Below are 23,888 nucleotides of genomic sequence, written 5' to 3' on the forward strand. Positions count from 1 at the left end.
GCCCCATCCACTGCCCGCGAGGTTGCCATGCCCCCAGCCCACACCCATAGCGCCACACCGCACCCGCTGATCAATGCCTGGCGCCAGCAAGCCTTGAACACGCCTTGGCTAAGCGCCGGGCTGGGCGTGAGCCTGCTGGCGATCGTGTTCCTGCTGCTGGCGAGCCTGTGGAACGCGGTCAACGGCGACCATGCGCAGAACCTGCACCTCGCGCTGCTCGGCGGCCTCTCCGGGTTTGCCGCCACCGCGCTGGGCGCGGTGCTGGCCGTGGTATTGCGCGATGTCAGCGCGCGCAACCAGGACGTGATGCTCGGCTTCGCCGCTGGCATGATGCTCGCGGCCAGCTCCTTTTCGTTGATCCTGCCGGGGCTGGACGCCGCCCGCGAGATCACCGGCAACGGCCCCGCGGCGGCATTCACCGTGGTGCTGGGCATGGGCCTGGGCGTGCTGCTGATGCTCGGCCTGGACCGCTTCACCCCGCACGAGCATGAAAGCACCGGCCCTTGCGGGCCGGATGCGGCACGGGTCAGCCGGGTGTGGCTGTTCGTGCTGGCGATCACCCTGCACAACCTGCCCGAGGGCATGGCCATTGGCGTGAGCTTCGCCAATGGCGACATGAGCATCGGCCTGCCGCTGACCAGCGCCATCGCCATCCAGGACATTCCCGAGGGCCTGGCCGTGGCCTTGGCGCTTCGGGCAACGGGGCTGTCGAACTTCAAGGCGGCGCTGGTGGCGATCGGCTCGGGCTTGATGGAACCGTTGGGGGCGGTGATCGGCCTGGGGATTTCCACCGGCTTTGCCCTCGCCTACCCGGTGAGCATGGGGCTGGCGGCAGGGGCGATGATCTTCGTGGTGTCTCACGAGGTGATCCCGGAAACCCACCGTAACGGGCACCAGACGGCGGCGACCCTGGGTTTGATGGGTGGGTTCGGGGTGATGATGTTCCTCGATACCGCGTTGGGCTGAGGCGGGTATCCGCACCGACGCTATCGCGGGGCCTGCCCCTGCGGCACAGGCCGTCAGACGTGCACTGCCACCTTCAACGCCTCCAACGCCGGCTCCACCTTGATCCCCACCTCGGCCCCCAACGCCAGCAACCGCGCCAGGTCCTGCTGCCCGACCATCACCATCTGCAACTCGTCATCGAGCAACTGGCTGAAGTTCACCAGCACGTAACCGCCGGCTTCCTTGTTCAACGCGCCCATCTGCACCTGGATACGGTTCAGCGCCGTCAGCGGCTCGGTACGCGCCAGTTGCTTGGGCTTGAGGGTGAACGGCACGCTCTTGTCGAACGAGTCGGTGATGTGCTGGAACAGCTCCTGATAGCTGTCGGCCTGGAACACCACGGTGTCTGGCAGGCTGCCGAGCACGACCCATTCGCCCAGGGGCATGGGGAAGCTGTCGTCGTAGTTGATGTCGGGGTTGGCGGCCAGGAAGGCGGCGGGGTCGGCGTAGGCCTGCGCGGCCTCGTCGGCGATGCGCTCGATGTCTTCCTCGCGCATGCAGCCGGCGCCGATGAGGCTGATGAGTTCGAGCAACTGGTTTTTCATGGGGGGCCCTGCGTGGGTGAAAAAGGCGCCAAGGATAGCCGCAAACGCCCCCCGACGGTTAGCCGGCCAGCGCCTCCAGGCGCGCGGCGGCCTCCGCCGCGCCCATGGTGCGCGCCGCCAGCAACGCGGTGGCGCCACGGGCGTCCTGGCGAGCCGGGTCGGCGCCATGGGCCAGCAGGCACTCGAGGATTTCGCCACGGTTGAACATCGCCGCCAGCATCAGCGCGGTGCGGCCGTCGGCCGCTGCGGCATCCACCGGCACGCCATGCTCGAGCAGCAGGCGGATCATCGCCAGGTCTCCCTTGAACGCTGCGCCAGCGATCGGCAGTTGGCCGTTGTCGTTGGCGATCAGCGGGTCGGCGCCATGGGTCAGCAGCACGCGCACGGCATCGTGATGGCCGTGGTAGCTGGCAAGCATCAGCAAGGTGTCGCCCTTGTGGTTGCGCAGGTCCGCGGGCAAGCCCCCCTGCAGCAAGCGCTCCAGCATCGCAGCATCGCCACGGCGCGCGCGCTCGAATACCTCTTCAGCGAAGGCGGCGGTTTCTTCTTCGGTCATGGGAGTGGGCTGTTGGTCGGACATAGGAAACCTCCTGGCAATGTTCAAGGCCCAATTTTTCGTCAGGCCCCGCAACAGGGTCAAAGGTTCAGATTCTATGGGGGCCAAAGGTGGCCTCTATGACCTTGCAAAATGCACTGTGCAAAATGCGCGACCATGCAGAATGCACGGCGAGCCAGCCAAGATTAATTTTTAAATAATTGATTTATAAGGATTTTTAATGAAATCCCGGGCTGGCACAGTCGCTGCAATCATCAACTCACGTCTGCTAAATCACAGTCAGGAGTTGATATGGACCTCATCCAGGAAAAATTCGCCTCGGTCTTTTCCGCTTACCAGGTCGACACCAAGGCCCGCCCCGACGGCGGCATCTTGCTGACCCTGCGAGCCGCCGACGGCACGGTGACCCGTCGGGTGCTGTCCTACGCGCAGCTGCACAGCGCCGAGCAACTGTCCTGGGCCATCAGCGCCATCCGCCGCGACCTTGCCGAGCAGGCCAGTGAGCTGCCGGTGATCTCCATGCTGCAGAGCCAGCAGCGCTTCGCCCTGCCGACCTATCGCTGATCGCGGCGCCCGTTTCGCGGGGCAATCCTCCTCTCACGAAGGGATTTTGTGCGACGAGGATTGCCCCGCGATCTGTTTGTGAGCGCTTTACAGCAACACCCGCTTCAGAACTCGTCTATGCCCGGGAACACCCGGGCATCGCTATCAGCGCTGAACCGCGCCGCCACACCCTGCTCGCTGGTGAACAACCGCACGGCAAGGCAGAACGGCGCATCGCCCAGGTCGATCCAGCGCCCGACACCCGCCGGCACCACCAGCACGTCCCCATGCTCGCACAGCACGGCGCACACGTAGTCGCCCAGGCGCAGGCTGACCTGGCCACGGCCGCCGAGCACAGCGAACACCTCCTCGGCGTCATGCATGTGCTCATCGCGCAGGTCGGCCGCCTCCGGCACCACGCCGTCACGGTCGAGCACCACGAAGGCACGACTGCCCTGCTCGGTCATCAGCCGGTCCAGCCACTCACGGGCCTCGGCAAGCACCGCCTGCTCGCCACTGCCTGGGCGGATGCGCGGCGTCTCGCCGCGGTGGGCGAAGCGCACGCCGTGCTCGGCGAGGGTCGCGGCGATGTCGTCGTGGTGGGTCAGCACCTTGTTTGGCTGCTGCGGGCTGGACGTATGGAAAACGCTGAGGATGCTCATCGGGGACGGGTCCTGGTCTCATGCAAACGAACGGCAATGATAACGGCTGCGGCCAGCGACGCGACGCTGGCCATGCCAAAGGTGAACTGCGGGCCCAGCAGCTTCCAGCTGTAACCCGAATAGAGCGCGCCCAGCGCCCCGCCTGTGCCGGACAGCGCGGCATACAGCGCCTGCCCCTGGCCCTGCTGGCGGGCGCCGAAGCTGCCCTGGACGAAGGCGATGGAGGCGGCGTGGAAACAGCCGAAGGTGGCGGCGTGCAACACCTGGGCGAACACCAGTACTGCCGGGATGTCCGCCAGGTTGCCCAGCAGCAGCCAACGCAGCGAGGCCAACAGGAAGCTGGCCATCAGCACCCGGCGCACCGAGACGCGCGCGAAGAGCCGGCTCATCAGCATGAAGATCAGCACCTCGGCAACCACCCCCAAGGCCCACAGCAAGCCGATGGCGCCACGGCTGTAGCCCAGGTGTTCGAGGTGCAGGGTGAGGAAGGTGTAGTACGGCCCGTGGCTGAACTGCATCAGCGCCACGCAGGCATAGAAGGCCAACACCCCCGGTGCCGCCAGTTGCCGTAGGAAGCCCCCGGCCTCGCGCCGCTCGGTCATGTCCACTGGCTGGGCGTTGGGAACCCACAAGCTGGCGGCGACGATGCCGGCCATGATGGTCACCAGGGCGAACGGGTAGACGTCCAGGCTCAGCCATTCGAACAACCGGCCCAGGCCGACCACCGTGAGGATGAAGCCGATCGACCCCCACAAGCGCACCTGGCTGTAGCGGGCGGTCTGCCCGTGCAGGTGGGCCAGGGTGATCACCTCGAACTGCGGCAGCACCGCGTGCCAGAAGAACGCGTGCAAGGCCATCACCAGCGCCAGCCAGGCGTAGCTCTTGCCGAAGAAGATCAACGAGAAGGTCGCCAGGGTCGACAACGCCCCCAGGCGCACGATCAGCAGGCGCTGGCCACTGCGGTCGCCCAACCAGCCCCACAGGTTGGGGGCGATGCAGCGCATCAGCATGGGGATGGCCACCAGTTCGCCGATGCGTGCCGGGGAAAAGCCCAGGTGGTCGAAGTACAACGCCAGAAATGGCGCGGTGGCGCCGAGCAAGGCGAAGTAGCAGAGGTAGAAGCTGGAGAGACGCCAATAGGGGATGGGAGGCATGGGGTCGGGCCGGGAGCTGTGCGGGGTCTAAACGGGCCCTATCGCGGGGCAAGCCCGCTCCTCAGGGGGCGGGCGCTCCTTCAATGGGAGGTTACAGCTGGCCCAGGACCGGCGTGCCCACCTTCACATCGGCATTCTGCGCACGGTGGCGCAGCAGGTGGTCCATCAGCACGATGGCCATCATCGCCTCGGCGATCGGGGTGGCGCGAATGCCCACGCACGGGTCGTGGCGACCCTTGGTGACCACGTCCACCGGGTTGCCGTTTACGTCGATGGAACGGCCCGGCACGGTGATGCTGGAGGTCGGCTTGAGCGCCAGGTGGGCGACGATCGGCTGGCCCGAGGAGATACCACCGAGGATGCCGCCGGCGTTGTTGCTGAGGAAGCCTTCCGGGGTCAGCTCGTCACGGTGCTCGCTGCCACGCTGGGCGATGCTGGCGAAACCGGCGCCGATTTCCACGCCCTTGACCGCGTTGATGCTCATCAACGCGTGGGCCAGCTCGGCGTCAAGGCGATCGAAGATCGGCTCGCCCAGGCCAGGCATCACGCCTTCGGCGACCACGGTGATCTTCGCCCCGACCGAATCCTGGTCACGGCGCAGCTGGTCCATGTAGGCCTCGAGCTCCGGCACCTTGCTCGGGTCGGGGCTGAAGAAGGCGTTGTCTTCGACGCTGTCCCAGGTCTTGAACGGGATCTCGATCGGGCCGAGTTGGCTCATGTAGCCACGCACGCGGATGCCCTGGGTGGCCAGGTATTTCTTGGCGATGGCGCCGGCGGCCACGCGCATGGCGGTTTCCCGCGCCGAGCTGCGGCCACCGCCACGGTAGTCGCGGATGCCGTACTTGTGGTGGTAGGTGTAGTCGGCATGGGCCGGGCGAAACAGGTCCTTGATCGCCGAGTAGTCCTTGGACTTCTGGTCGGTGTTGCGGATCAGCAAGCCAATCGAGCACCCGGTGGTGCGGCCTTCGAAGACCCCGGAGAGGATCTCCACTTCGTCGGGCTCCTGGCGCTGGGTGGTATGCCGGCTGGTGCCGGGCTTGCGCCGGTCGAGGTCGTGCTGCAGGTCGGCCAGGGAGATCTCCAGGCCAGGCGGGCACCCATCGACAATGGCGACCAACGCCGGCCCATGGCTTTCGCCAGCGGTGGTGACAGTGAACAGCTTGCCGTAGGTATTGCCGGACATGGACGCTCCGCGAATCAGCCTGAATGTGAACGAGGGCGCCAGTATACGGAAAGGCGCAGGGTTGCGACAGGAATCGGATGCTGCGGTGGCCCTATCGCGACAGGGCCCGAAAACACACGCGCGAACCTTCCAGGCACCACCCTGTCCAAACCTCATCCCCCCATGTAGCCCTCCAGCATGCCGCGCCTCGCCGCCCTCCTCTTCCTGCTCTGCGCCACCGTCGCCCAGGCCGCCCCCACCGTCCTGCAGCGCCCCATCGACCTGGACACCGGCCACGGCGTGCTGCACGGCAGCCTGCTGCTGCCCCAGCAGGCCACGCCGCCGCCAGTGGCGTTGATCATCGCCGGCTCCGGCCCCACCGACCGCGACGGCAACAACCCCGCCTCGGGGCGTATCGACAACCTCAAGCGCCTGGCACTGCTGCTGGCGGGCGAACACATCGCCAGCGTGCGCTACGACAAGCGCGGCGTGGCCGCCAGCCAGCCGGCCGCGCCGGATGAGCGCGACCTCAGCGTCGAAGGCTACGTCGCCGACGTGGTGGCCTGGGCGCGTCAGCTCAAGGCCGACCCTCGCTTCGGCCCGCTGATCCTGATCGGCCACAGCGAAGGCGCCCTGATCGCCAGCCTGGCCGCCGAGCAGGCCGGCGCCAGCGCGGTGATCACCCTGGCCGGCAGCGGCCGCCCGGTGGCCGACGTGCTGCGCGAGCAACTGGCCCAGCGCCTGCCACCGGCGCAGTTGGTGAGCGGCAACGCCCTGCTCGACCGCTTGCAGGCCGGGCAGTCGAGCCTGGACGTGCCGTCCCCGTTGCGCGAGGTGTTCCGCCCCACCGTGCAGCCGTACCTGATCTCGCTGTTCCGCCAGAACCCAGCGGCGGCTTTCGCCCAGGTCAAAGTGCCGGCGCTGATCGTCCAGGGCCGCAACGACGTGCAGGTGGACGTGGACGACGCCGAGCGCCTCAAGGCGGCCAAGCCCGATGCGCAACTGGCGCTGATCGACGGCATGAACCACATGCTGCGCATCAGCCCGCGAGACATGCACCAGCAGCGCGACAGCTACCTCAACCCCGAACTGCCGCTGGCCCGCGAACTGGGCGAGCGGATCGTCGCGTTCATCCATCAGTTGCCCTCGGCCTGATGATTCACTCAGGTCTTGGCGCGCGCTGCCGATAAGACGGGCATGAGGCGGTGATAGCAGGTACCACGCGATCTCACCGACCACCCCGTTTTTGAGGATTGCCCGATGACCGATGCCCCCGCCGCCGAGGCGGCCGAAGAACAACCGCCGGAAAGCGCCCCACTGCCCTGGGCAGACTTGACTGTCGAACACTTCCAGTTGCTGCGCCTGGCCCCCTTGCCCACCGACCGCAACAGTGGCGCGCGACCGCTGCGCTTCGTCCAGTTCGGCTACGCCGAGCGCCACGACAAGGCCAACAGCCTGCTGCGCCTGGAGATCCGCCTGCCCGGGCAAAAGGTGCGCAAGGAACAGAACCAGCTTGATGTCCGCGTCGACCACGAGCAGCGCCTGGTGCGCCTGGGCGACGAGGGTGGCCTGCAACTGGAGCCGCTGAACCGCGGCCTGGGCCGCTTCATGCTGGCCCAAGCCAGCCAATGGCTGCAGCGCAAATGGTCGCACTACCGCATCGAGGGCATGGCGCTGCCGAGCAAGGACGCGCTGAACGAGGATTCCCGCCTGCGCCGCGACCACATGCTGCGCAGCGTCGGCCTGGAGGTGGAGTACGCCGACGGGCAGATGCTCAAGGGACGCACGGTGGAAGCGCCGGTTGGCCAGCTCAAGGGCGGCTGGAACAGCGAGAAGGTGCAACGCGTCGACATCATCGAGGCGGCGTCGATGTTGCAACAGGCCGAGCAGAAGTTGCAGGAGAAGGAAGCGCAACTGCGCGAGCGGGATGAGCGGGTGGCCAAGTACCGCCGCGAGGACAGCGGGTTGCGCTTCACCATCACCTGCCTGGTGGCGTTCGCGGTGTTCCAGGCCGGGTTGTTGATCTGGATCGCCACCCGCTAGCTCGGTGGCATCTGAGCGGGTTTGCCCCGCGATGGGCTGCGCAGCAGCCCCCGCCCCACCTCAAACTCGCGCCTTGAACAGCGCCTGGTGATCCCGGCACTGCTGCGCCGTGAGCATGAACACCCCATGCCCGCCGCGCTCGAACTCCAGCCAGGCGAAATCCACCTCCGGGTACAGTGACTCGACGTGCACCTGGCTGTTGCCCACCTCGACGATCAACAAGCCCTTCTCGGTCAGGTGGTCGGCGGCCTCGGCTAGCATCCGCCGCACCAGGTCCAGACCATCGTTGCCACAGGCCAGGCCCAGCTCGGGCTCATGGTGGTACTCGGCAGGCATGTCGGCGAAGTCTTCGGCATCGACATACGGCGGGTTGGACAGAATCAGGTCGAACCGCTGCCCCGGCAGCCCGGCGAAGCCATCGCCCTGCACGGTGTATACCCGCGCGTCCAGGCCATGCCGTTCGATGTTCTGGTTGGCCACCTCCAGCGCCTCGAAGGACAGGTCGCCCAGCACCACCTCGGCCTCGGGGAACACGTCGGCGGCGACGATGCCGATGCAACCGGAGCCTGTGCACAGGTCCAGGATGCGTGCGGGCTCGGCCGCCAGCCATGGCTCGAAGCGCTTCTCGATCAGTTCTCCGATCGGTGAGCGCGGCACCAGCACGCGCTCGTCGACGATGAACGACATGCCGCAGAACCACGCCTCGCCCAACAGGTAGGCGGTCGGCACGCGCTCTTCGATGCGCCGCTTGAGCAGGTGCTGCAGGCGTACCCGCTCGTCGTCCTCCAGTTGGCAGTCGAGGTAGCTGTCGGCCACTTCCCAAGGCAGGTGCACGGCGCCCAGCACCAGCAGGCGCGCCTCGTCCCAAGCGTTGTCGGCACCATGGCCGAAGAACAGTTCGTGCTCGTGGAAGCGGCTGACCGCCCAGCGAATATGGTCGCGCAGGGTGCGCAGACGGGATGTGATCACGGGGGACTCCTTTTGATACAGCACGAAAGTCTAACAGCCCCTCGGCTGAAATGTTCCACCGAATCCCGTCCGGGTAGCCACAGGCCAGCAACCATGCCGCTTGCGTTGTCAACCATTCACATTGGCGCCGAGGCAGGGGAGAATAGACCTACAAAAGCCCTATCCAAGGAGCCCTTGATGTCCGTTCCAACCACGATGTTCCGCCTCAGCGGCCGCGACTACCCGCCGGCCAAGCTGGGCCAAGCCAGCCTGATCATCATCGATGCGCAGAAAGAGTACCTGAGCGGTCCTCTGACGCTGTCGGGCATGGACGAGGCCGTGGCCAACATCGCCCGGTTGCTCGAAGCCGCTCGCAAGGCCGGGCGCCCGATCATCCATGTTCGCCACCTGGGCACCGTCGGTGGCCTGTTCGACCCGCAAGGCAGCCGCGGTGAGTTCATCCCGGGCCTCGAGCCGCAGGCCGGCGAAATCATCATCGAGAAGCGCATGCCCAATGCCTTCAAGAACACCAAGCTGCACGAGACGTTGCAGGAGCTGGGCCACCTGGACCTGATCGTCTGCGGCTTCATGAGCCACTCCAGCGTCAGCACCACGGTGCGCCGCGCCAAGGACTATGGTTACCGCTGCACCCTGGTGGAAGACGCCTCGGCCACCCGTGACCTGGCCTGGAAGGACGGCATCATCCCAGCCGCGCAGATCCACCAGGGCGAGATGGCCGTGATGGCCGACAACTTCGCCTGCGTCGCCCCGACCGCCAGCCTGATCTGACGCGCTGGCACACCGCCCGGCAGCCGGGCGGAACCCAAGGCCCGGGCCCAGGTCGAATTCCCGATACCCACAGAGGAAATCGGAATGAAGCTCAAAGGCAGTTTCGACGCCAGGCGCCTGCGCCAACGTGAACCCGGCAACTGGGGCGCGCGCCTGGCAGCCGGCCTTTCGGCGCTGATCGCCACCCTGGGCATCCTGCTGGCCATGGCCGGTGTCGCCGGCCTGCTAGGCAACTACCAGGCCTTCGCCGAACTCAACGCCAATCGACCGCTGTCGATCACCCTGACCGTGTGCGGGTTGGCGTTGTTGTACCTGGGCGTGCGTTTCTGGCGGCGTAGCCGCATCCGCCTGCGCCGTGGGCGCGAGCTGAACCTGTCGCCGCACCTGATGAAAAAGCACGACTGAAACGGGGCCTGCAAGGGCCACGCAATACCTGCAGGCGCGGGCTTGCCCCGCGATAGGGCCGGCACCCACGACACAGGACTGTACGCCAGGAACCACTCGCGTAAACTACGCCGCCCACGTGGAGGCACACATGCAAGACGACGATTTTTCCCTCTTTCGCAGCGAAGTGCGCGGCGTCAAGCCGATCCAGCATGACCGCGCCGAAGTCGGCAAACCCAAGGCAGACCGCAAGCAACTCGCCGGCCTGCGCCAGTCGGCGACGGTGCGCAGCGACCAGCCGCTGGTGATCGACGGCCTATCCGACCAGTTCGTCATCGACGTCGGTGCCGAGGACGAGCTGATGTGGCGCCGCGACGGTGTGCAGGAAAGCCAGGTCCGCAAGCTCAAGCTCGGCCAGATCGCCTTCGAGGGCAGCCTTGACCTGCACGGCATGTCGGTGGAAAAGGCTCGCGAAACCCTCTGGGACTTCATCGCCGAGGCCACCAAGCTGGAAGTCCGCTGCGTGCGCGTCACCCACGGCAAGGCCGCGCGCCTGGACGGCAAGCGCCCGATGATCAAGAGCCACGTCAACACCTGGCTGCGCCAGCACCCGCAGGTGCTCGGTTTCACCTCGTGCCAGGCCCGCCACGGCGGCACCGGCGCGGTGTACGTGATGCTGCGCCGGACCATGCTCGAAGGCCGCGACGAGTGATATCGCGCTTGCAGCGCCGCCTTCGCCGCCGTAACCTTCGTTTTTGCGTTTTTTCCCACAGGTAGATACATGTCCCTGGAACAGAACTACACCGCGATCCTCAGCCAAATCGGCGAGGACGTCTCCCGCGAGGGCCTGCTCGACACGCCCAAACGGGCCGCGAAGGCCATGAGGTACCTCTGCCGCGGTTACGAGCAAACCCTGGAAGAAGTCACCAACGGCGCGCTGTTCAGCTCCGACAACAGCGAGATGGTGCTGGTCCGGGACATCGAGCTGTATTCGATGTGCGAACACCACATGCTGCCGTTCATCGGCAAGGCCCACGTGGCCTACCTGCCCAAGGGCAAGGTGCTGGGCCTGTCCAAGGTTGCGCGGATCGTCGACATGTACGCCCGTCGTCTGCAGATCCAGGAAAACCTCAGCCGCCAGATCGCCGAGGCGGTCGAGCAGGTCACTGGTGCCGCCGGCGTTGCCGTGGTCATCGAGGCCAAGCACATGTGCATGATGATGCGCGGCGTGGAGAAGCAGAATTCGAGCATGATCACCTCGGTGATGCTCGGCGAGTTCCGCGAGAATGCCGCCACCCGCAGCGAGTTCCTCAGCTTGATCAAGTGATCGGCCGCTGCGCTGAAGCCGACCCCTGGGGTCGGCTTTTTGTTTTCCGCCCAACCTGTTTCAGGAGTTGCCCATGATCGTCAAAGCCTTGCGAGTCGGCCTCGGCCAACTCATCGTGTTCGCCGACTGGATCAGCCGCCCGGCCAAGCGCAAGCGCGATGCCAGCGCCCAGGCACAGGTGGAGCAGGAAGCCAAGGGCCTGGCGCTGTACCAGTTCCACGCCTGCCCATTCTGCGTGAAGACCCGCCGCACCCTGCACCGCCTGAACGTGCCGGTGGCGCTGCGCGATGCGAAGAACGACCCGGAGCACCGTCAGGCGCTACTCGAAGGGGGTGGACGGGTGAAAGTGCCGTGCCTGCGCATCGAGGACGGCGGGCAGGTGACCTGGATGTACGAGTCCAAGGCCATCATCGCCTACCTGGACAAGCGGTTTTCGGCGGTCTGAGGCAAAATCAGCGCCGAATTTGCCGGCCCCGCGATAGGGCCGGCACCAACAACGCAAAACCTTGAATCACTCCACCATCGGCACATGCCGCGGATGACTGGCCACCCGCTCCAACCAGGCCCGCACCGCCGGGTAATCCGTCAGGTCGAACCCACCCTGGTGCGCCACATGGGTGTAGGCATACAACGCCACGTCAGCGATCGAGAACTGCTCCCCCACCAGGTAGGGCGTCATCTGCAGTTGCCGCTCCATGACCTTGAGCGCCTTGTAGCCGCCCTTGTGCAGCTTGCGGTACTCCTCCACGCGCTCTTGCGGCAGCCCCAGGTAGAACTGGATGAACCGCGCCACGGCGATGTACGGCTCATGGCTGTACTGCTCGAAGAACTGCCATTGCAACACCTGGGTACGCAGGCGCGGCTCGCTGGGCAAGAACTCGCTGCCGTCGGCAAGGTAGTTGAGGATGGCGTTGGACTCCCACAGGCAGGTACCGTCTTCGAGCTTGAGCACCGGCACCTTGCCGTTCGGGTTCATGGCCAGGAACTCGGGGGTTTCTGTCTCGCCCTTGAGGGTATCCACCGGGTGCCACTCATACGGGCGGCCGAGCAGATGCAGCATCAGCTTGACCTTGTAACAGTTGCCCGACAGGAAATCTCCATAGACCTTGTACATCGCCCCTCCCCTCTGGTGCAGTTTGCGATCCGTGCCCAATAGTTGGGGACTGTACGGCTAAATGCAATGGTTGCTGTATGGCAAGGATCAGGCTGCCACACGGTAGCCTGAAAAAACTGCTTACAAGTACAAGGAAACACCTATGACCGACGCCACCTCCACGCGCCTGCGCCCCTTTGCGGACAGCTCACCCTCGGCCGTGGTCGCCGGTTTCATCGCCATGCTCACGGGCTACACCAGCTCACTGGTGCTGATGTTCCAGGCCGGCCAGGCGGCAGGGCTGACCAGCGCGCAGATTTCCTCATGGATCTGGGCCTTGTCGATCGGCATGGCGGTGTGCAGCATCGGCCTGTCGCTGCGCTACCGCACGCCGATCACCGTGGCCTGGTCGACCCCCGGCGCGGCACTGCTGATCACCAGCCTCGGCGGGGTCAGCTACGGCGAGGCGATCGGCGCCTACATCACCTGCGCGCTGCTGGTGCTGGTGTGCGGCCTGACCGGCAGCTTCGAACGCCTGGTGCGGCGCATTCCGGCCTCGCTGGCCTCGGCGCTGCTGGCGGGGATCCTGTTCAAGATCGGCAGCGAGATCTTCGTCGCCGCCCAGCACCGCACCTTGCTGGTGCTGGGGATGTTCTTCAGCTACCTGCTGGTCAAGCGCCTGTCGCCGCGCTACTGCGTGCTCGCCGCGCTGGTGGTCGGCACCGCGCTGTCGGGCATGCTGGGGCTGCTGGACTTCAGCGGCTTCAACCTGGAAGTGGCGAAGCCGGTCTGGACCACACCGAGCTTCTCGCTGGCGGCGACCATCAGCATCGGCATCCCGCTGTTCGTGGTGGCGATGACCTCGCAGAACATGCCCGGCGTCGCGGTATTGCGCGCGGACGGTTACCAGGTGCCAGCCTCACCGTTGATTTCCGCCACCGGCTTCGCCTCGCTGCTGCTGGCGCCGTTCGGCTCCCACGGGGTCAACCTGGCAGCGATCAGCGCGGCGATCTGCACCGGGCCGCATGCCCATGAAGACCCGGCCAAACGCTACACCGCGGCAGTGTGGTGCGGGATTTTCTACGGTATCGCGGGCGTGTTCGGCGCCACCCTGGCGGCGCTGTTCGCCGCACTGCCGAAGGAGTTGGTGCTGTCGATCGCCGCCTTGGCGCTGTTCGGCTCGATCATGAATGGCCTGAGCGTGGCCATGGGCGAGGCGCGTGAGCGCGAGGCGGCGTTGATCACCTTCATGGTCACGGCGTCGGGATTGACGCTGTTTTCCATCGGGTCGGCGTTCTGGGGGATTGTCGCGGGGGTGATCACCCTGGTGATCCTGAGCCCGCGCAAGGCAGGCTGATACCGGGCGTCTTTGCCGACCCTATCGCGTGGCAAGCCCGCGATAGGGTCGGCACGGCCTCCCCTCACAACCGGAAATGCCCCACCATCCCCTTCAACTCATCCCCCAACTGCGCCAGCTCGACACTGGACCGCGCATTGTCGCGCATCGCCAACGCCGCCTGATCGGCACTGCCACGAATCTGCGTGACGCTGCGACTGATCTCCTCCGCCACCGAGCTCTGTTGCTCGGCCGCCGCGGCGATCTGCTGGTTCATCTGCTGGATCAACGACACCGCCGACGCGATGCTGCCCAGCGCGCTCTCGGTATGCAGCGCATCGGCCACCGCCAGACGCACCAGCTCGGTGCTGCCACGGATCTGCGCCACTGACTGCTGGGCATTGCCACGCAGGCTGGCGACCAGCCGCTCGATCTCCTCGGTGGACTGCCGGGTACGCCGCGCCAAGGCGCGCACCTCGTCGGCCACCACCGCGAAACCACGCCCCTGTTCACCTGCCCGGGCCGCCTCGATCGCCGCGTTGAGCGCCAGCAGGTTGGTTTGTTCGGCGACGCTCTTGATCACCTCCAGCACGCCGCCGATGGTGTGAATCTCGGCACTCAGGCTGTCGATACCGGCGCTGGCGGTTTCCGCGGCTTCGGCCAACTGCTCGATACGCTGCATGCTCTGGCGCACCACCTGCTGGCCGGACTCGACCTTGTCGTCGGCGGCCTGGGCGGCCTGGGCGGCTTCCTCGGCATTGCGCGCCACATCGTGCACGGTGGCGGTCATCTGCTGCATGGCCGTGGCCACCTGCTCAGTCTCTTCCTTCTGGCTGCCGACCTCGCGGTTGGTCTGTTCGGTCACGGCCGACAGTGCCTGGGCGTTGCCGGCCAGTTGCTCGATGCCCTGCTGCAAGCCGCTGACGATGCCGGCCAGGCCCGCCGCCATCTGCTGCATGGCCTGGGTCAGTTGGCCGACTTCGTCGCGCCCGGCCACCTGCGCCTCGACCACCAGGTCGCCGGCGGCGATGCGCTGGGCGTTGGCGATCACCCGCTTCAGTGGACCGACCACCGCGCGGGTGATCAACCAGGCCGCAACCACACTTACCAGCAACGCCAGCGCGGTAGCCAAGGCAATGGCCAGGGCGTTGCGGGTCAACTCGCCCTGCATGCTCTGCTCCTGGGCCGCGTAGGCCTGGTCGATGCGCGCGGTGACCTGCTCGGCGCTGGTCTGCAACTGCGCCTTGATGCCCTGCTCCTTGGCCAGCAGGTCGGTGTATTCGTTGAGTTTCTCCGAGAAGCTGGCGATATGCCCCGCCACTTCGCCGAGCACGCTCTGGTAGCCAGCGTCGCTCACTGACGCCTTGAGCTGGTCGACCAGCGCGGCGGCATCGACGGTCTGCGCGATACGCCCCTGCTCGACCGTGTCATCGCCCTTGCGGCCCTTCTCCAGGCGCACCCGCGCCTCGTCCATGGCTTGCAGCATCAGGCGCGAGACCTGCGCCACCTGCGCGGCCTGGTCGAGGAACTCCGTGCCTTGCTGGCCTTGCGACTGCTTGAGGGTATAGGCACCGTCATCGGCCAGGCCCGCCTGAAGCACGTCGAGGTTGTTGGCGACGCTGGACACCGACCAACTGGCCATGTCCAGCGCCAGCTCCTTGGACTGCACCGCCTCGACGAAGGCATCGAAAGCCTTGCCATAGGCCGTCAGGTCGCTTTCGGTCGCAGCCAACGCCGGCAGCCCGCGCACGCGCTCGACCAGGCCTTGCAGGCCGGCGCGCACGGCTTCGGCCTCCTTGATGTCCGACCGCAAGGCAAAGGCCTGCTCGCGTTGGCGCAGGCGCAGAAGGTCGGTATTGACCTGGCCCATCTGGCGCAGCCCTTCGAAGCGTTGCTCGACGCTCTGCAGCGCCACCACGCCGATGGCCGCCACCGCCAGCGTCAGTAGCAGCACCAGGGCGAAACCCAGGCCGAGTTTGCGGGCCATGCCCAGGTTGGCCAGAACACTGTGCTTGGTCGACCTCATCGCCGAATCCCCCTCGCCCGTTTGCGGTTTTGCAGAGGGCAAGAGTGACAATGGCGCCCGTCAAGTAACAAGGGCTTGGCGCCAGAATGGTGTCAAATAGCTATGAACCTGTCGTTTTCAGCTAAATCAGGGTCGCCCCGCATGCCGGAAGAACGCCTGGGCCCGCACATCCTGCCCGTAGGCGACATTGACCCGCAGCCAGTCGCTGTCTTTCCCCTGGAAATCGAAGGCGCTGCCTGGTGTGAGCAGCACCGAATGCGTCAAGGCCAACCGCTCCACCTCGGCGAAGCTGCGCCCGGGCGAACGAATCCATACGAACATGCCGCCATAGGGTTCACAGAACACCTCCCAGCCAACTGCCTCGAGCTGCTCGAGCAGCTTGGCCATATGCTGTGCAAGACGCACACGCAAGCGCTGCACGGCCTTGCGGTAGCTGCCGTTGGCGAGCATCTGCCCGACCACCTGCTCGGCGAAGCGCGAGGTGCCGATGCCGCTGACCATCTTCAGTTCGGCCAGACGGGCGATCAGCGGCGCGTCCGCAACCACGTAGCCCACCCGCAGGGCGCTGCTCAGGGTCTTGGAGAAGCTCGCCAGGTAGATGACCCGCTGCTCGCTGTCGAGGGTCGAGAGACGCGTGGCCGGGCCGTCCTGGAAGTCGGCATAGATATCGTCCTCGATGATCCGCAGGTCGTGCTCGCGGGCCAGTTCCAACAGCCGATAGGCGACCTTGGGCGTGAGGCTGGTGCCGGTCGGGTTGTGGTACAGGCTGTTGATGAACAGGCAGCGCGGGCGGTGCTCGGCCAGCAGCGCCTCCAGCGCCTGCACGTCCGGGCCGCTGGCGGTGCGCGGCACGGCGAGCATGCGCACACCGTGCTGGCGCAGCAGGTTGAACAGGTTGTAGTAGCCGGGGCTTTCCACCAACACGGTATCGCCGGGCTTGAGCAAGATGCGCACCAGCAGGTCGAGGGCATGGCTGGCGCCCTGGGTGGTGAGGATGCGCTCAGGGCCGGCCGGGATGTCCAGGCGGGTGAGGCGCTTGTGCAACTGCTGGCGCAGACTGGCCAGGCCCAGGGGTGGGCCGTAGTCGAACAGGTCTTGCGCATCGCCGCGACTGACCTGGCGCACGGCCTGGGCCAGCGCCTCACCATCGCGCCAGGACGTCGGCAGCCAGCCACAGCCGAGCTTGAGCAGTTCATCGAAACCCTCGCGAAACTGTCGCCAGCTTCCGTCGGCGGCCTCGCCCCAGGGGGCTTCGTTTTGCCAAGACAGGTCAGATTTGCGTTCTGCGACGAAGAAGCCAGTGCCGTGGCGCGCTTCCAGCCAGCCACTGGCGACCAGGCGGTCATAGGCTTCGATCACGCAGGCGTGGCTGACCTGCAATGAGCCAGCCAGGGCCCGGATTGAGGGGAGGCGGGCACCGGGGCGCAGGCGTTGCTGCTCGATCCAGGCCTGGAGGTGATCGGTCAGTTGCTGAACCAGGGGCATTGGGCTGTGGCGGTCTAGAGGGAAATGCATGGCGTAGTGTTCGCTGCTTTTGAGCGAACAGTTAAGCATAAACGCGGGTGGTGTGTGCCTTGTCGCTAAGCCAGGTGGGCATCAGTGTTGGGCCGGTACAGACACCCAAACCCCACCAGCCAAACGGACACCCTCATGCCCGCCCGCCTCGCCTTCGCCCTCTGCCTGATCACCCTCGCGGTGAACCTCCAGGCCCCGCTCTACACCACCTATGCCGAGCTCTCCGGCCAGGGCTCGACGGCCACCGCCGTGGCGTTCTCCGGCTACGTGCTGGGCGTGCTGCCAGTGCTATTGACCCTCGGCGGCCTCGCCGACCGAGTCGGCAGACGCCCCCTGATCCTCGCCGCCTTGGGCCTGTCGATGTCCGCCACCCTGCTGATGCTGTTCTCCCCCAGTCTGCACACCCTCGGCCTGGCGCGCTTGCTCCTTGGCCTGGGCACCGGGCTGGCCTCGGCCACCGCCACCGCCTATATGACGGAATTGATGGGCGATACCGACACCCGCCGCGCCGCCAACTGGGTCACCGCCAGCACTTCGCTGGGTTTTGGCCTGGGTGCAGCGCTGACCAGTCTGTTCCTATTGAGTGGCCCGAGCCTGACGCCCGGCAGCCTCCACCTGCAGTTGCTGCTCGCCGCAGTCGCCCTGGCATTGGTATGGCGCCTCCCCGACCCGCGTCCAGCCCAACGCGGTGCCATGCTACGCCTGCCGTACTACCCCACCGGCAGCCTGGCGTATGGGTTGGCGATCCTGCTGGCCTGGGCCTGTGTCGGGCTGGTGATCGCCTTGCTGCCGGGTATCCTGCGCCAGCATGGCCTGAGTGACTGGTCAGGGCTATCGACCTTCTGCGTGATCAGCTGCGGCCTGCTGTTCCAGCCTCTGGCCCGGCGCCTGTCGAGCCGCCGGTCGACCTTGCTGGGCCTGGCGGTGCTACCGAGCAGCTACGCGGTGCTCGCCTGGGGCGCGGACAGCGGCCAGCTACCGGCGGTGCTGCTAGGCACGGTGGCGGCCAGCAGTGCCTGCTATGGCTTCATCTACTTGGGTGGATTGGCTGCGGTGAATCAACTGGCTGGGCACGAAAACACCCGCGCAAGCGCGGGGTTCTTCCTCTTGGCTTACTTGGGCTTCAGCCTGCCAGTGATCACTACCGGCGCGCTCAGCGACCACCTCGGCTCACACACTGCTCTGCTGGCGTTCGGTGCGACGCTGCTGGTGGGCTGCCTGGGCGTGGCGCTGATGCTGTGGCGTGGCGCGCACGCCACCCTGCCCGCCCAGGCGTCTTTCAGATAGCGGTGGCCCCACCGTCGACGGTCAGGCTATGGCCGGTGGTGAAGGCCGCACCGTCGCTGCACAGGTACAGCACCGCGCTGGCGATCTCCTCGACCTTGCCGATGCGCCCCACCGGGTGCATCGCGGCGGCGAACTCAGCCTTGCGCGGGTCGGCCTCGTAGGCGCGGCGGAACATATCGGTGTCGATCACCGCCGGGCACACGGCGTTGACCCGGATGCCCTTTTTCGCGTACTCGATGGCCGCCGACTTGGTCAGGCCGATCACCGCATGCTTGGAGGCCGCATAGATGCTCATCTTCGGCGCCGCACCCAGGCCGGCCACCGACGCGGTGTTGACGATCGCCCCGCCGCCCTGGGCCAGCAGCAACGGCAACTGGTATTTCATGCACAGCCACACGCCCTTGACGTTGACCCCCATGATCGCGTCGAACTCCGCCTCACTGCCCTCGGCCAGGCGGCCCTTCTCGATCTCGATGCCGGCGTTGTTGTAGGCGTAGTCCAGCCGCCCATAGGCCTCGACGATCTTCTCGTGCAACTGGCGCACGTCGCTGTCGCGGGTCACGTCGCAGGCCACGAACAGCGCCTCGCCACCGGCCTCGCGGATCAGCGCCACGGTGCCCTCGCCGCCTGCCACGTCGAGGTCGGCCACCACCACCTTGAGGCCTTCGGCGGCGAATGCCTGCGCCGTCGCCCGGCCAATGCCTGCCGCACCGCCGGTGACCAGGGCGACCTGGCCGGAAAACGTCATGCTCATCGCTGGCTCCTACAAAGGGATATGAAATCGAGGCTGAGTCTAGTCAGGCCACCGTCGGGCTGGGCAGCATCATCAGGAGCGCGGTTGGACTACCATCGTTTGCAGTGATTGTGCCCGCTACCGCGGATCATCGAGGTGGATCGCCCGGCATTCGCCACGCCAGTGGACCTTGCCGACCGGCGCGCCACGAACTATCAACAGGTACTGCCCATTACAGCGAGACCCGCCATGACCCAGACCAACCGCCGCTTCCTGCTGGCCAAACGCCCTGTCGGCGTCGTGCGCCGCGACGATTTCAGCTTCGAACAGGTGCCCGCCGCCGAGCCCGCCGATGGCCAGATCCAGGTGCGCAACCTGTACCTATCGCTGGACCCGGCCATGCGCGGCTGGATGAACGAAGGCAAGTCGTACATCCCGCCGGTAGGCCTGGGGCAGGTGATGCGTGCCCTTGGGGTGGGTGAAGTGGTCGCCTCGCAGCACCCGGACTACAAGCCCGGTGACCACGTCAGCGGCGCCTTGGGCGTGCAGGACTACTTCACCGGCGAACCCCAGGGCCTGCACAAGATCGACCCACGGCTGGCCCCCCTGCCCCGCTACCTCTCTGCCCTGGGCATGACCGGCATGACCGCCTACTTCGCCCTGCTCGACGTCGGCCAGCCCAAGGCCGGTGATGCCGTGGTCATTTCCGGCGCCGCCGGGGCCGTCGGCAGCATCGCCGGGCAGATCGCCAAGCTCAAAGGCTGCCACGTGGTCGGCATCGCCGGTGGCGCGCAGAAATGCCAATACCTCAAGGATGAACTGGGCTTCGACGGGGTCATCGACTACAAGGCCGAAGATGTGCTCGCCGGCCTGAAGCGCGAATGCCCCAAGGGCGTGGACGTGTATTTCGACAACGTGGGTGGCGACATCCTGGATGCAGTATTGAGCCGCCTGAACTTCAAGGCCCGGGTGGTCATCTGCGGCGCCATCAGCCAGTACAACAGCAAGGACGCGGTGAAAGGGCCGGCCAACTACCTGTCGCTGCTGGTGAATCGTGCGCGAATGGAGGGCTTCGTGGTAATGGACCACGTCAAGGAATACGGCAGGGCCGCCCAGGACATGGCCGGCTGGCTGGCCAGTGGCAAGGTCAAGAGCAAGGAGGATGTGGTCGAAGGCCTGGAGACCTTCCCGGAGACATTGCTGAAGCTGTTCAGCGGTGAAAATTTCGGCAAGCTAGTGCTGAAGGTCTGATCAGCGGTGGCCGTCTCGAGACGGCCTCGCGACGCGAAAGGGGCCGCACAGCGGCCCCCAGGGTCTTGCTTCAACCGCGAATCTCAGCCACCACCGCCGCCAGCGCCTGCGCCGGGTCGGCTGCCTGGCTGATCGGACGCCCGATCACCAGGTAATCGGAACCGGCATCCAGCGCCTGGCGCGGGGTGAGGATACGGCGCTGGTCATCCTGGGCGCTACCCGCAGGGCGAATGCCCGGGGTCACCAGTTGCAGAGACGGGTGTGCCGCCTTCAGCGCTGGCGCTTCCAGAGCCGAACACACCAGGCCGTCCATCCCCGCCTTTTGCGCCAATGCTGCCAGACGCAGCACCTGCTCCTGCGGGTCGACGTCCAGGCCAATGCCAGCCAGGTCCTCGCGCTCCATGCTGGTCAGCACGGTCACGCCGATCAGCAGCGGCTGCGGGCCGCTGCGCTTGGTGAGCTCCTCACGGCAGGCGGCCATCATCCGCAGGCCCCCGGAACAGTGCACGTTGACCATCCACACGCCCATCTCGGCCGCAGCCTTGACCGCCATGGCAGTGGTGTTGGGGATGTCGTGGAATTTCAGGTCGAGGAACACTTCGAAGCCCTTGGCGCAGAGGGTCTCGACGATGCCCGAGGCACTGCTGGTGAACAGCTCCTTGCCGACCTTCACCCGGCACAGCGCGGGGTCGAGCTGGTCAGCCAGCTTCAGGGCGGCTTCGCGGGTGGGGAAATCCAGGGCGACGATCAGGGGCGTCTGGCAGGCGGACATTTGGAGGTTCTCTCAGGCAAGTCGGAAACGGCGCGCATTGTAAACGAAGTGAGGCGAGGTTGGGGGGCCGTGGATCCGTTCGGAAGGCCAAACGCTACAATTGAACGCAGGGATCGAATAATCGGTCGAATGCAATGACAAGCCGCCCCACAATTACAGGAGAACGATCATGCCCTGGTATGCCTGGCTGATACTCATCATAGCCCTCGGCTCGATCGTCGGCGGGTTGATGCTGCTGCGTGATACCGCCAAGAAGCTGCCACTGACCGAAGAGCAACTGAAAAAGATTCACGAGCGCAATGCGCAGATGGATGCCAAGGAAGCGCAGGACAGATAGGCACCTCCCCCACGGCAAGAGCCGGCCAGCACAAGGCTGACCGGCTCTTTCTGCTTGAGTTACTCCACGGTCAACTTGTCACGATTGCGATCCAGCAAGGCGTTGCCGATGCCCTTGATCTCGAGCAGTTCGTCAACGGACTGGAAAGGGCCATTGGCCTCACGGTAGGCGACGATGGCTTCGGCCTTGGTTTTACCGATGCCACTGAGTTCGTTTTGCAACATGGCGGCGTCGGCTTGATTGAGATCGATAGCGTGCGGTTTAGCCGACTGCGCCGCTACCTGGACACTGCCTTGCGGGAAGGTTGAGGTGCTAGGCGCAGCGGAGAGCGAGAACGACAGGCAGGTGAAAAGCGGCAGCAGCAGATAAGACAGTACGGTGTTGCGCATGGTCAGGACTCCTTGGTCTTGGGTATCGAAGGCAGCATTTCCTTGGCTGCACTTGAAACCTAGCGCGAAACCCGATGAATTCAATCGGTACTGAAATTCAATGTATTTCTGGATATGCAGCTGCCACACCATGAGGGTGTAGACAACTCATGTATCAAACTAACGGGTTAAGAAGCAGCACGTCCATCGCTGGCTCTTGAACCTTAGGAACCGTTTCATGAACCCCACATTCAAAGCGCTCAACTGATCCCGGATGCTGTGCTGCCGATTTCTTTCCACAGCCCGCGGGCCATTATGCGACCCGACGCCAAAGTCGAAAAAGTCTACCTCTACCCCAAACCTGTCGACTTTCGAAAGTCCATCGATGGCCTGGCCGCGCTGGTCGAACTGGATATCAAGGTGGCAGTGTTCGACCCCGTGCTTTTCGTGTTCTTCAACAAGCCGCGCAACCGCGTGAAGATTTTGTACTGGGAGCGCAACGGCTTCTGCCTTTGGCTCAAGCGTCTGGACTCCGAGCGGTTCCAAACATCGCCTGCTCCGACGGACGTCGCCATCGTCCTGACCGTTCAGGAGCTGAACTGACTGCTCGACGGCTTCGACCTCCGGCGCCATCGTCGTCATCAGGTTTGACGCCTCGCTACGTCGCCTGAATCGGTATAATCCGCGGCATGATTTCCATGCCCGAAAACCTCCCCGACGATCCTGTTTTGCTCAAGCAATTCCTTGAGCAAATGATCAATGAACGTGCCTCCGACAAGGGCAAGATCGTTCATCTCGAAGAGGAAGTTGCGTTGTTGCGCCAGCGGTTTGGCCGCAAGAGCGAGCAGACAGGCGACGTGGCAGCATCGCAGTTGCTGCTGTTCAACGAGCCGGAAAGCCTTGCCGAGTCCATCGAAGAAACGTAAGCGATCCATGAACCCCACCTACCGCAAGGTGAGGCTATCTTTTATCGAGGCATTTCCGGTGAGCAGTTCCATGGCAACAGCGCCTCGTAGTCGGCCACAGACTGTGCATGCGGCAGCCTTTCAAGTACGTGGCGCAGCCACGTATAAGGCTCTGGCCGTTGATCTTGGCAGTCTCAACCAAACTGTAGATCCGAGCACCGGCCGTGGCCCCCTTGGGCGTATCACTGAACAGCCAGGCTTTGCGGCCAATCACAAATGGCTTTATTGCGCGTTCGCCGGGTTGTTGTCGATCGGCAAATAGCCAGCCTCCACGTAACGCTCCAGGCGACTCCAATGGCTCGCCAGGTAATTCAACGCCTTGCCCAGCACACTTTGCGGCGTCACGTGTAGCTGCGTTTTGTCCAGCCAGCTTTTCAACTGCCCCAGGATCGGGTCAAAACCTGGTGCGGGCGATTACGCCAGAGATCAAAGCCGTCGAGTAGCCAGTTCAGCTCCTGAACGCTCAGCACGATGGCCTCATCGGTGGCGTCGGGCGACGTTTTGAAACGCTCGGACTCCAGGCGCTTGAGCCAAAGGCAGAAGCCGTTGCGCTCCCAATACAAGATCTTCACGCGGTTGCGGGACTTGTTGAGAAAAACGAAGAGCACAGGATCGAACACCGCGACCTTGATATCCAACTCGACCAGCGCCGCCAGGCCGTCAATGGATTTACGGAAGTCGACGGACTTGGGGGTAGAGGTAGACCTTTTGTAAGCGCTCCATGAACCCCACATTCAAAGCGCTCATCTGATCGCCGATGCTGTGCTCCCGATTTCTTTCCGGAGCCCGCGGGCCATGATGCGACCCGACGCCAAAGTCGAAAAAGTCTACCTTTATCCCAAACCTGTCGACTTTCGAAAGTCCATCGATGGCCTGGCCGCGCTGGTCGAGTTGGACATCAAGGTGGCGGTGTTCGACCCCGTGCTTTTCGTCTTCCTCAACAAGCCGCGCAACCGCGTGAAGATTTTGTACTGGGAGCGCAACGGCTTCTGCCTTTGGCTCAAACGCCTGGAATCCGAGCGATTCAAAACATCACCTGACGCCACCGACGAAGCGATTGTCCTCACCGTCCAGGAACTGAACTGGT

Annotated in this window: 28 protein-coding genes and 3 pseudogenes; 16 read left to right on the plus strand and 15 right to left on the minus strand. The window is 65.1% G+C overall.

Going from position 1 to position 23,888, the window contains the following annotated elements:
* The first annotated feature begins 27 nt into the window (after nt 1-27).
* A complete protein-coding gene (locus tag P0Y43_RS18260; protein ID WP_275638653.1) occupies nt 28-966 on the plus strand; it encodes a ZIP family metal transporter in 939 nt (312 codons plus the stop codon).
* Nucleotides 967-1,019: 53 nt separating this feature from the next.
* Here the strand turns inward: P0Y43_RS18260 and P0Y43_RS18265 are convergent, their stop codons facing one another.
* Nucleotides 1,020-1,550 carry a hypothetical protein gene (locus tag P0Y43_RS18265; RefSeq protein ID WP_275638654.1) on the minus strand — a complete coding sequence of 177 codons (531 nt, stop codon included), beginning with the start codon at nt 1,548-1,550 and terminating at the stop codon, nt 1,020-1,022.
* Nucleotides 1,551-1,608: 58 nt separating this feature from the next.
* Nucleotides 1,609-2,130, minus strand: a complete 522-nt coding sequence (locus P0Y43_RS18270; RefSeq protein WP_275638655.1) for an ankyrin repeat domain-containing protein — start codon at nt 2,128-2,130, stop codon at nt 1,609-1,611.
* Between the two features lie 267 nt (nt 2,131-2,397).
* Between P0Y43_RS18270 and P0Y43_RS18275 the strand changes: the two genes are divergently transcribed.
* Nucleotides 2,398-2,670, plus strand: coding sequence for a DUF3509 domain-containing protein (locus P0Y43_RS18275; RefSeq protein WP_275638656.1), 273 nt, complete (start codon nt 2,398-2,400; stop codon nt 2,668-2,670).
* Nucleotides 2,671-2,774: 104 nt separating this feature from the next.
* Here the strand turns inward: P0Y43_RS18275 and P0Y43_RS18280 are convergent, their stop codons facing one another.
* The 3 genes from P0Y43_RS18280 to aroC form a co-directional block, all read right to left on the minus strand.
* Nucleotides 2,775-3,311, minus strand: coding sequence for an oxidase (locus P0Y43_RS18280; protein ID WP_275638657.1), 537 nt, complete (start codon nt 3,309-3,311; stop codon nt 2,775-2,777).
* Nucleotides 3,308-4,465, minus strand: coding sequence for an MFS transporter (locus P0Y43_RS18285; RefSeq protein WP_275638658.1), 1,158 nt, complete (start codon nt 4,463-4,465; stop codon nt 3,308-3,310). Before P0Y43_RS18285 ends, P0Y43_RS18280 begins: the two co-directional genes overlap by 4 nt.
* A 91-nt stretch (nt 4,466-4,556) precedes the next feature.
* Complete coding sequence (aroC, locus tag P0Y43_RS18290) at nt 4,557-5,648, minus strand: chorismate synthase (protein WP_275638659.1); 1,092 nt, start codon at nt 5,646-5,648, stop codon at nt 4,557-4,559.
* Nucleotides 5,649-5,825: 177 nt separating this feature from the next.
* Here aroC and P0Y43_RS18295 point away from each other — a divergent pair, with 177 nt between their 5' ends.
* Together P0Y43_RS18295 and P0Y43_RS18300 are read left to right on the plus strand one after the other, a co-directional pair.
* Nucleotides 5,826-6,782, plus strand: a complete 957-nt coding sequence (locus P0Y43_RS18295) for an alpha/beta hydrolase (RefSeq protein WP_275638660.1) — start codon at nt 5,826-5,828, stop codon at nt 6,780-6,782.
* A 105-nt stretch (nt 6,783-6,887) separates the two neighbouring features.
* On the plus strand, nt 6,888-7,670 hold the full coding sequence (locus P0Y43_RS18300; RefSeq protein WP_275638661.1) for a hypothetical protein: 783 nt from the start codon (nt 6,888-6,890) through the stop codon (nt 7,668-7,670).
* 60 nt (nt 7,671-7,730) lie between these two features.
* On the opposite strand, the gene prmB is transcribed toward P0Y43_RS18300, so the two are convergent.
* The gene (prmB, locus tag P0Y43_RS18305; protein WP_275638662.1) at nt 7,731-8,639 is read right to left on the minus strand and encodes a 50S ribosomal protein L3 N(5)-glutamine methyltransferase; all 909 of its coding nucleotides are present in this window, start codon (nt 8,637-8,639) and stop codon (nt 7,731-7,733) included.
* Between the two features lie 177 nt (nt 8,640-8,816).
* Between prmB and P0Y43_RS18310 the strand changes: the two genes are divergently transcribed.
* From P0Y43_RS18310 to P0Y43_RS18330, 5 genes are all read left to right on the plus strand, one after another.
* Nucleotides 8,817-9,407: a cysteine hydrolase family protein gene (locus tag P0Y43_RS18310; protein WP_275638663.1), complete on the plus strand. Its 591-nt coding sequence runs from the start codon at nt 8,817-8,819 to the stop codon at nt 9,405-9,407.
* Between the two features lie 84 nt (nt 9,408-9,491).
* Entirely contained in the window at nt 9,492-9,812 is a 321-nt protein-coding gene (locus tag P0Y43_RS18315; RefSeq protein WP_275638664.1) for a hypothetical protein, read from the plus strand.
* Nucleotides 9,813-9,942: 130 nt separating this feature from the next.
* Nucleotides 9,943-10,503: a Smr/MutS family protein gene (locus tag P0Y43_RS18320; protein WP_275638665.1), complete on the plus strand. Its 561-nt coding sequence runs from the start codon at nt 9,943-9,945 to the stop codon at nt 10,501-10,503.
* Nucleotides 10,504-10,572: 69 nt separating this feature from the next.
* On the plus strand, nt 10,573-11,118 hold the full coding sequence (gene folE / locus P0Y43_RS18325) for a GTP cyclohydrolase I FolE (RefSeq protein WP_275638666.1): 546 nt from the start codon (nt 10,573-10,575) through the stop codon (nt 11,116-11,118).
* A 73-nt stretch (nt 11,119-11,191) separates the two neighbouring features.
* Nucleotides 11,192-11,563: a glutaredoxin family protein gene (locus P0Y43_RS18330; protein ID WP_275638667.1), complete on the plus strand. Its 372-nt coding sequence runs from the start codon at nt 11,192-11,194 to the stop codon at nt 11,561-11,563.
* Between the two features lie 66 nt (nt 11,564-11,629).
* Here P0Y43_RS18330 and P0Y43_RS18335 read toward each other — a convergent pair whose 3' ends face one another.
* Nucleotides 11,630-12,232 carry a glutathione S-transferase family protein gene (locus tag P0Y43_RS18335; RefSeq protein WP_275638668.1) on the minus strand — a complete coding sequence of 201 codons (603 nt, stop codon included), beginning with the start codon at nt 12,230-12,232 and terminating at the stop codon, nt 11,630-11,632.
* A gap of 142 nt (nt 12,233-12,374) precedes the next feature.
* On the opposite strand from P0Y43_RS18335, the gene P0Y43_RS18340 reads away from it, so the two are divergent.
* Entirely contained in the window at nt 12,375-13,568 is a 1,194-nt protein-coding gene (locus P0Y43_RS18340; RefSeq protein WP_275638669.1) for a benzoate/H(+) symporter BenE family transporter, read from the plus strand.
* 64 nt (nt 13,569-13,632) lie between these two features.
* Here P0Y43_RS18340 and P0Y43_RS27090 read toward each other — a convergent pair whose 3' ends face one another.
* The 3 genes and pseudogenes from P0Y43_RS27090 to P0Y43_RS18350 form a co-directional block, all read right to left on the minus strand.
* Nucleotides 13,633-14,505 carry a methyl-accepting chemotaxis protein gene (locus P0Y43_RS27090; RefSeq protein WP_430540259.1) on the minus strand — a complete coding sequence of 291 codons (873 nt, stop codon included), beginning with the start codon at nt 14,503-14,505 and terminating at the stop codon, nt 13,633-13,635.
* A gap of 36 nt (nt 14,506-14,541) precedes the next feature.
* Nucleotides 14,542-15,573, minus strand: a pseudogene (locus tag P0Y43_RS27095) (methyl-accepting chemotaxis protein); the annotation flags it as partial.
* A 126-nt stretch (nt 15,574-15,699) separates the two neighbouring features.
* Nucleotides 15,700-17,088 (minus strand): PLP-dependent aminotransferase family protein, encoded by a 1,389-nt coding sequence (locus tag P0Y43_RS18350; RefSeq protein WP_275638671.1) that lies wholly within the window; start codon nt 17,086-17,088, stop codon nt 15,700-15,702.
* Nucleotides 17,089-17,223: 135 nt separating this feature from the next.
* Between P0Y43_RS18350 and P0Y43_RS18355 the strand changes: the two genes are divergently transcribed.
* Nucleotides 17,224-18,375 (plus strand): MFS transporter, encoded by a 1,152-nt coding sequence (locus P0Y43_RS18355; protein WP_275638672.1) that lies wholly within the window; start codon nt 17,224-17,226, stop codon nt 18,373-18,375.
* Here P0Y43_RS18355 and P0Y43_RS18360 read toward each other — a convergent pair.
* Nucleotides 18,368-19,129: an SDR family oxidoreductase gene (locus P0Y43_RS18360; protein WP_275638673.1), complete on the minus strand. Its 762-nt coding sequence runs from the start codon at nt 19,127-19,129 to the stop codon at nt 18,368-18,370. The two genes, P0Y43_RS18355 and P0Y43_RS18360, sit on opposite strands and share 8 nt — an antisense overlap.
* Before the next feature lie 228 nt (nt 19,130-19,357).
* Here P0Y43_RS18360 and P0Y43_RS18365 point away from each other — a divergent pair, with 228 nt between their 5' ends.
* The gene (locus tag P0Y43_RS18365) at nt 19,358-20,359 is read left to right on the plus strand and encodes an NADP-dependent oxidoreductase (protein WP_275638674.1); all 1,002 of its coding nucleotides are present in this window, start codon (nt 19,358-19,360) and stop codon (nt 20,357-20,359) included.
* A 70-nt stretch (nt 20,360-20,429) separates the two neighbouring features.
* Here the strand turns inward: P0Y43_RS18365 and pyrF are convergent, their stop codons facing one another.
* A complete protein-coding gene (pyrF, locus tag P0Y43_RS18370) occupies nt 20,430-21,131 on the minus strand; it encodes an orotidine-5'-phosphate decarboxylase (protein ID WP_275638675.1) in 702 nt (233 codons plus the stop codon).
* A 169-nt stretch (nt 21,132-21,300) separates the two neighbouring features.
* On the opposite strand from pyrF, the gene P0Y43_RS18375 reads away from it, so the two are divergent.
* Nucleotides 21,301-21,468: a DUF2897 family protein gene (locus P0Y43_RS18375; protein ID WP_275638676.1), complete on the plus strand. Its 168-nt coding sequence runs from the start codon at nt 21,301-21,303 to the stop codon at nt 21,466-21,468.
* A gap of 59 nt (nt 21,469-21,527) precedes the next feature.
* Here the strand turns inward: P0Y43_RS18375 and P0Y43_RS18380 are convergent, their stop codons facing one another.
* Complete coding sequence (locus P0Y43_RS18380; RefSeq protein WP_275638677.1) at nt 21,528-21,857, minus strand: ComEA family DNA-binding protein; 330 nt, start codon at nt 21,855-21,857, stop codon at nt 21,528-21,530.
* A gap of 294 nt (nt 21,858-22,151) precedes the next feature.
* Between P0Y43_RS18380 and tnpB (P0Y43_RS18385) the strand changes: the two genes are divergently transcribed.
* Nucleotides 22,152-22,439, plus strand: a complete 288-nt coding sequence (gene tnpB / locus P0Y43_RS18385; RefSeq protein WP_275638678.1) for an IS66 family insertion sequence element accessory protein TnpB — start codon at nt 22,152-22,154, stop codon at nt 22,437-22,439.
* 86 nt (nt 22,440-22,525) lie between these two features.
* Nucleotides 22,526-22,756: pseudogene (locus tag P0Y43_RS18390) on the plus strand (IS66 family transposase); the annotation flags it as partial.
* A 47-nt stretch (nt 22,757-22,803) separates the two neighbouring features.
* Here the strand turns inward: P0Y43_RS18390 and P0Y43_RS18395 are convergent.
* Nucleotides 22,804-23,194 (minus strand): annotated as a pseudogene (locus tag P0Y43_RS18395) (IS66 family transposase); the annotation flags it as partial.
* Nucleotides 23,176-23,535, minus strand: coding sequence for an IS66 family insertion sequence element accessory protein TnpB (gene tnpB / locus P0Y43_RS18400; RefSeq protein ID WP_275638679.1), 360 nt, complete (start codon nt 23,533-23,535; stop codon nt 23,176-23,178). The gene tnpB (P0Y43_RS18400) and the pseudogene P0Y43_RS18395, both read right to left, overlap by 19 nt.
* A gap of 61 nt (nt 23,536-23,596) precedes the next feature.
* On the opposite strand from tnpB (P0Y43_RS18400), the gene tnpB (P0Y43_RS18405) reads away from it, so the two are divergent.
* The coding region (tnpB, locus tag P0Y43_RS18405) for an IS66 family insertion sequence element accessory protein TnpB (RefSeq protein ID WP_275636957.1) at nt 23,597-23,888 on the plus strand (292 nt) is incomplete at its 3' end.

Source organism: Pseudomonas entomophila, from assembly GCF_029193575.1.
Classification (GTDB): Bacteria; Pseudomonadota; Gammaproteobacteria; order Pseudomonadales; family Pseudomonadaceae; genus Aquipseudomonas; species Aquipseudomonas entomophila_G.

Excerpts from the sequence above, each read along its gene's own strand:
- P0Y43_RS18260 (WP_275638653.1), top strand. The coding sequence starts at position 28 with ATGCCCCCAGCCCACACCCATAGCGCCACACCGCACCCGCTGATCAAT.
- P0Y43_RS18265 (WP_275638654.1), bottom strand. The coding sequence starts at position 1,550 with ATGAAAAACCAGTTGCTCGAACTCATCAGCCTCATCGGCGCCGGCTGC.
- P0Y43_RS18270 (WP_275638655.1), bottom strand. The coding sequence starts at position 2,130 with ATGTCCGACCAACAGCCCACTCCCATGACCGAAGAAGAAACCGCCGCC.
- P0Y43_RS18275 (WP_275638656.1), top strand. The coding sequence starts at position 2,398 with ATGGACCTCATCCAGGAAAAATTCGCCTCGGTCTTTTCCGCTTACCAG.
- P0Y43_RS18280 (WP_275638657.1), bottom strand. The coding sequence starts at position 3,311 with ATGAGCATCCTCAGCGTTTTCCATACGTCCAGCCCGCAGCAGCCAAAC.
- P0Y43_RS18285 (WP_275638658.1), bottom strand. The coding sequence starts at position 4,465 with ATGCCTCCCATCCCCTATTGGCGTCTCTCCAGCTTCTACCTCTGCTAC.
- aroC (WP_275638659.1), bottom strand. The coding sequence starts at position 5,648 with ATGTCCGGCAATACCTACGGCAAGCTGTTCACTGTCACCACCGCTGGC.
- P0Y43_RS18295 (WP_275638660.1), top strand. The coding sequence starts at position 5,826 with ATGCCGCGCCTCGCCGCCCTCCTCTTCCTGCTCTGCGCCACCGTCGCC.
- P0Y43_RS18300 (WP_275638661.1), top strand. The coding sequence starts at position 6,888 with ATGACCGATGCCCCCGCCGCCGAGGCGGCCGAAGAACAACCGCCGGAA.
- P0Y43_RS18310 (WP_275638663.1), top strand. The coding sequence starts at position 8,817 with ATGTCCGTTCCAACCACGATGTTCCGCCTCAGCGGCCGCGACTACCCG.
- P0Y43_RS18315 (WP_275638664.1), top strand. The coding sequence starts at position 9,492 with ATGAAGCTCAAAGGCAGTTTCGACGCCAGGCGCCTGCGCCAACGTGAA.
- P0Y43_RS18320 (WP_275638665.1), top strand. The coding sequence starts at position 9,943 with ATGCAAGACGACGATTTTTCCCTCTTTCGCAGCGAAGTGCGCGGCGTC.
- folE (WP_275638666.1), top strand. The coding sequence starts at position 10,573 with ATGTCCCTGGAACAGAACTACACCGCGATCCTCAGCCAAATCGGCGAG.
- P0Y43_RS18330 (WP_275638667.1), top strand. The coding sequence starts at position 11,192 with ATGATCGTCAAAGCCTTGCGAGTCGGCCTCGGCCAACTCATCGTGTTC.
- P0Y43_RS18335 (WP_275638668.1), bottom strand. The coding sequence starts at position 12,232 with ATGTACAAGGTCTATGGAGATTTCCTGTCGGGCAACTGTTACAAGGTC.
- P0Y43_RS18340 (WP_275638669.1), top strand. The coding sequence starts at position 12,375 with ATGACCGACGCCACCTCCACGCGCCTGCGCCCCTTTGCGGACAGCTCA.
- P0Y43_RS27090 (WP_430540259.1), bottom strand. The coding sequence starts at position 14,505 with ATGCAGCAGATGGCGGCGGGCCTGGCCGGCATCGTCAGCGGCTTGCAG.
- P0Y43_RS18350 (WP_275638671.1), bottom strand. The coding sequence starts at position 17,088 with ATGCATTTCCCTCTAGACCGCCACAGCCCAATGCCCCTGGTTCAGCAA.
- P0Y43_RS18355 (WP_275638672.1), top strand. The coding sequence starts at position 17,224 with ATGCCCGCCCGCCTCGCCTTCGCCCTCTGCCTGATCACCCTCGCGGTG.
- P0Y43_RS18360 (WP_275638673.1), bottom strand. The coding sequence starts at position 19,129 with ATGAGCATGACGTTTTCCGGCCAGGTCGCCCTGGTCACCGGCGGTGCG.
- P0Y43_RS18365 (WP_275638674.1), top strand. The coding sequence starts at position 19,358 with ATGACCCAGACCAACCGCCGCTTCCTGCTGGCCAAACGCCCTGTCGGC.
- pyrF (WP_275638675.1), bottom strand. The coding sequence starts at position 21,131 with ATGTCCGCCTGCCAGACGCCCCTGATCGTCGCCCTGGATTTCCCCACC.
- P0Y43_RS18375 (WP_275638676.1), top strand. The coding sequence starts at position 21,301 with ATGCCCTGGTATGCCTGGCTGATACTCATCATAGCCCTCGGCTCGATC.
- P0Y43_RS18380 (WP_275638677.1), bottom strand. The coding sequence starts at position 21,857 with ATGCGCAACACCGTACTGTCTTATCTGCTGCTGCCGCTTTTCACCTGC.
- tnpB (WP_275638678.1), top strand. The coding sequence starts at position 22,152 with ATGCGACCCGACGCCAAAGTCGAAAAAGTCTACCTCTACCCCAAACCT.
- tnpB (WP_275638679.1), bottom strand. The coding sequence starts at position 23,535 with ATGTGGGGTTCATGGAGCGCTTACAAAAGGTCTACCTCTACCCCCAAG.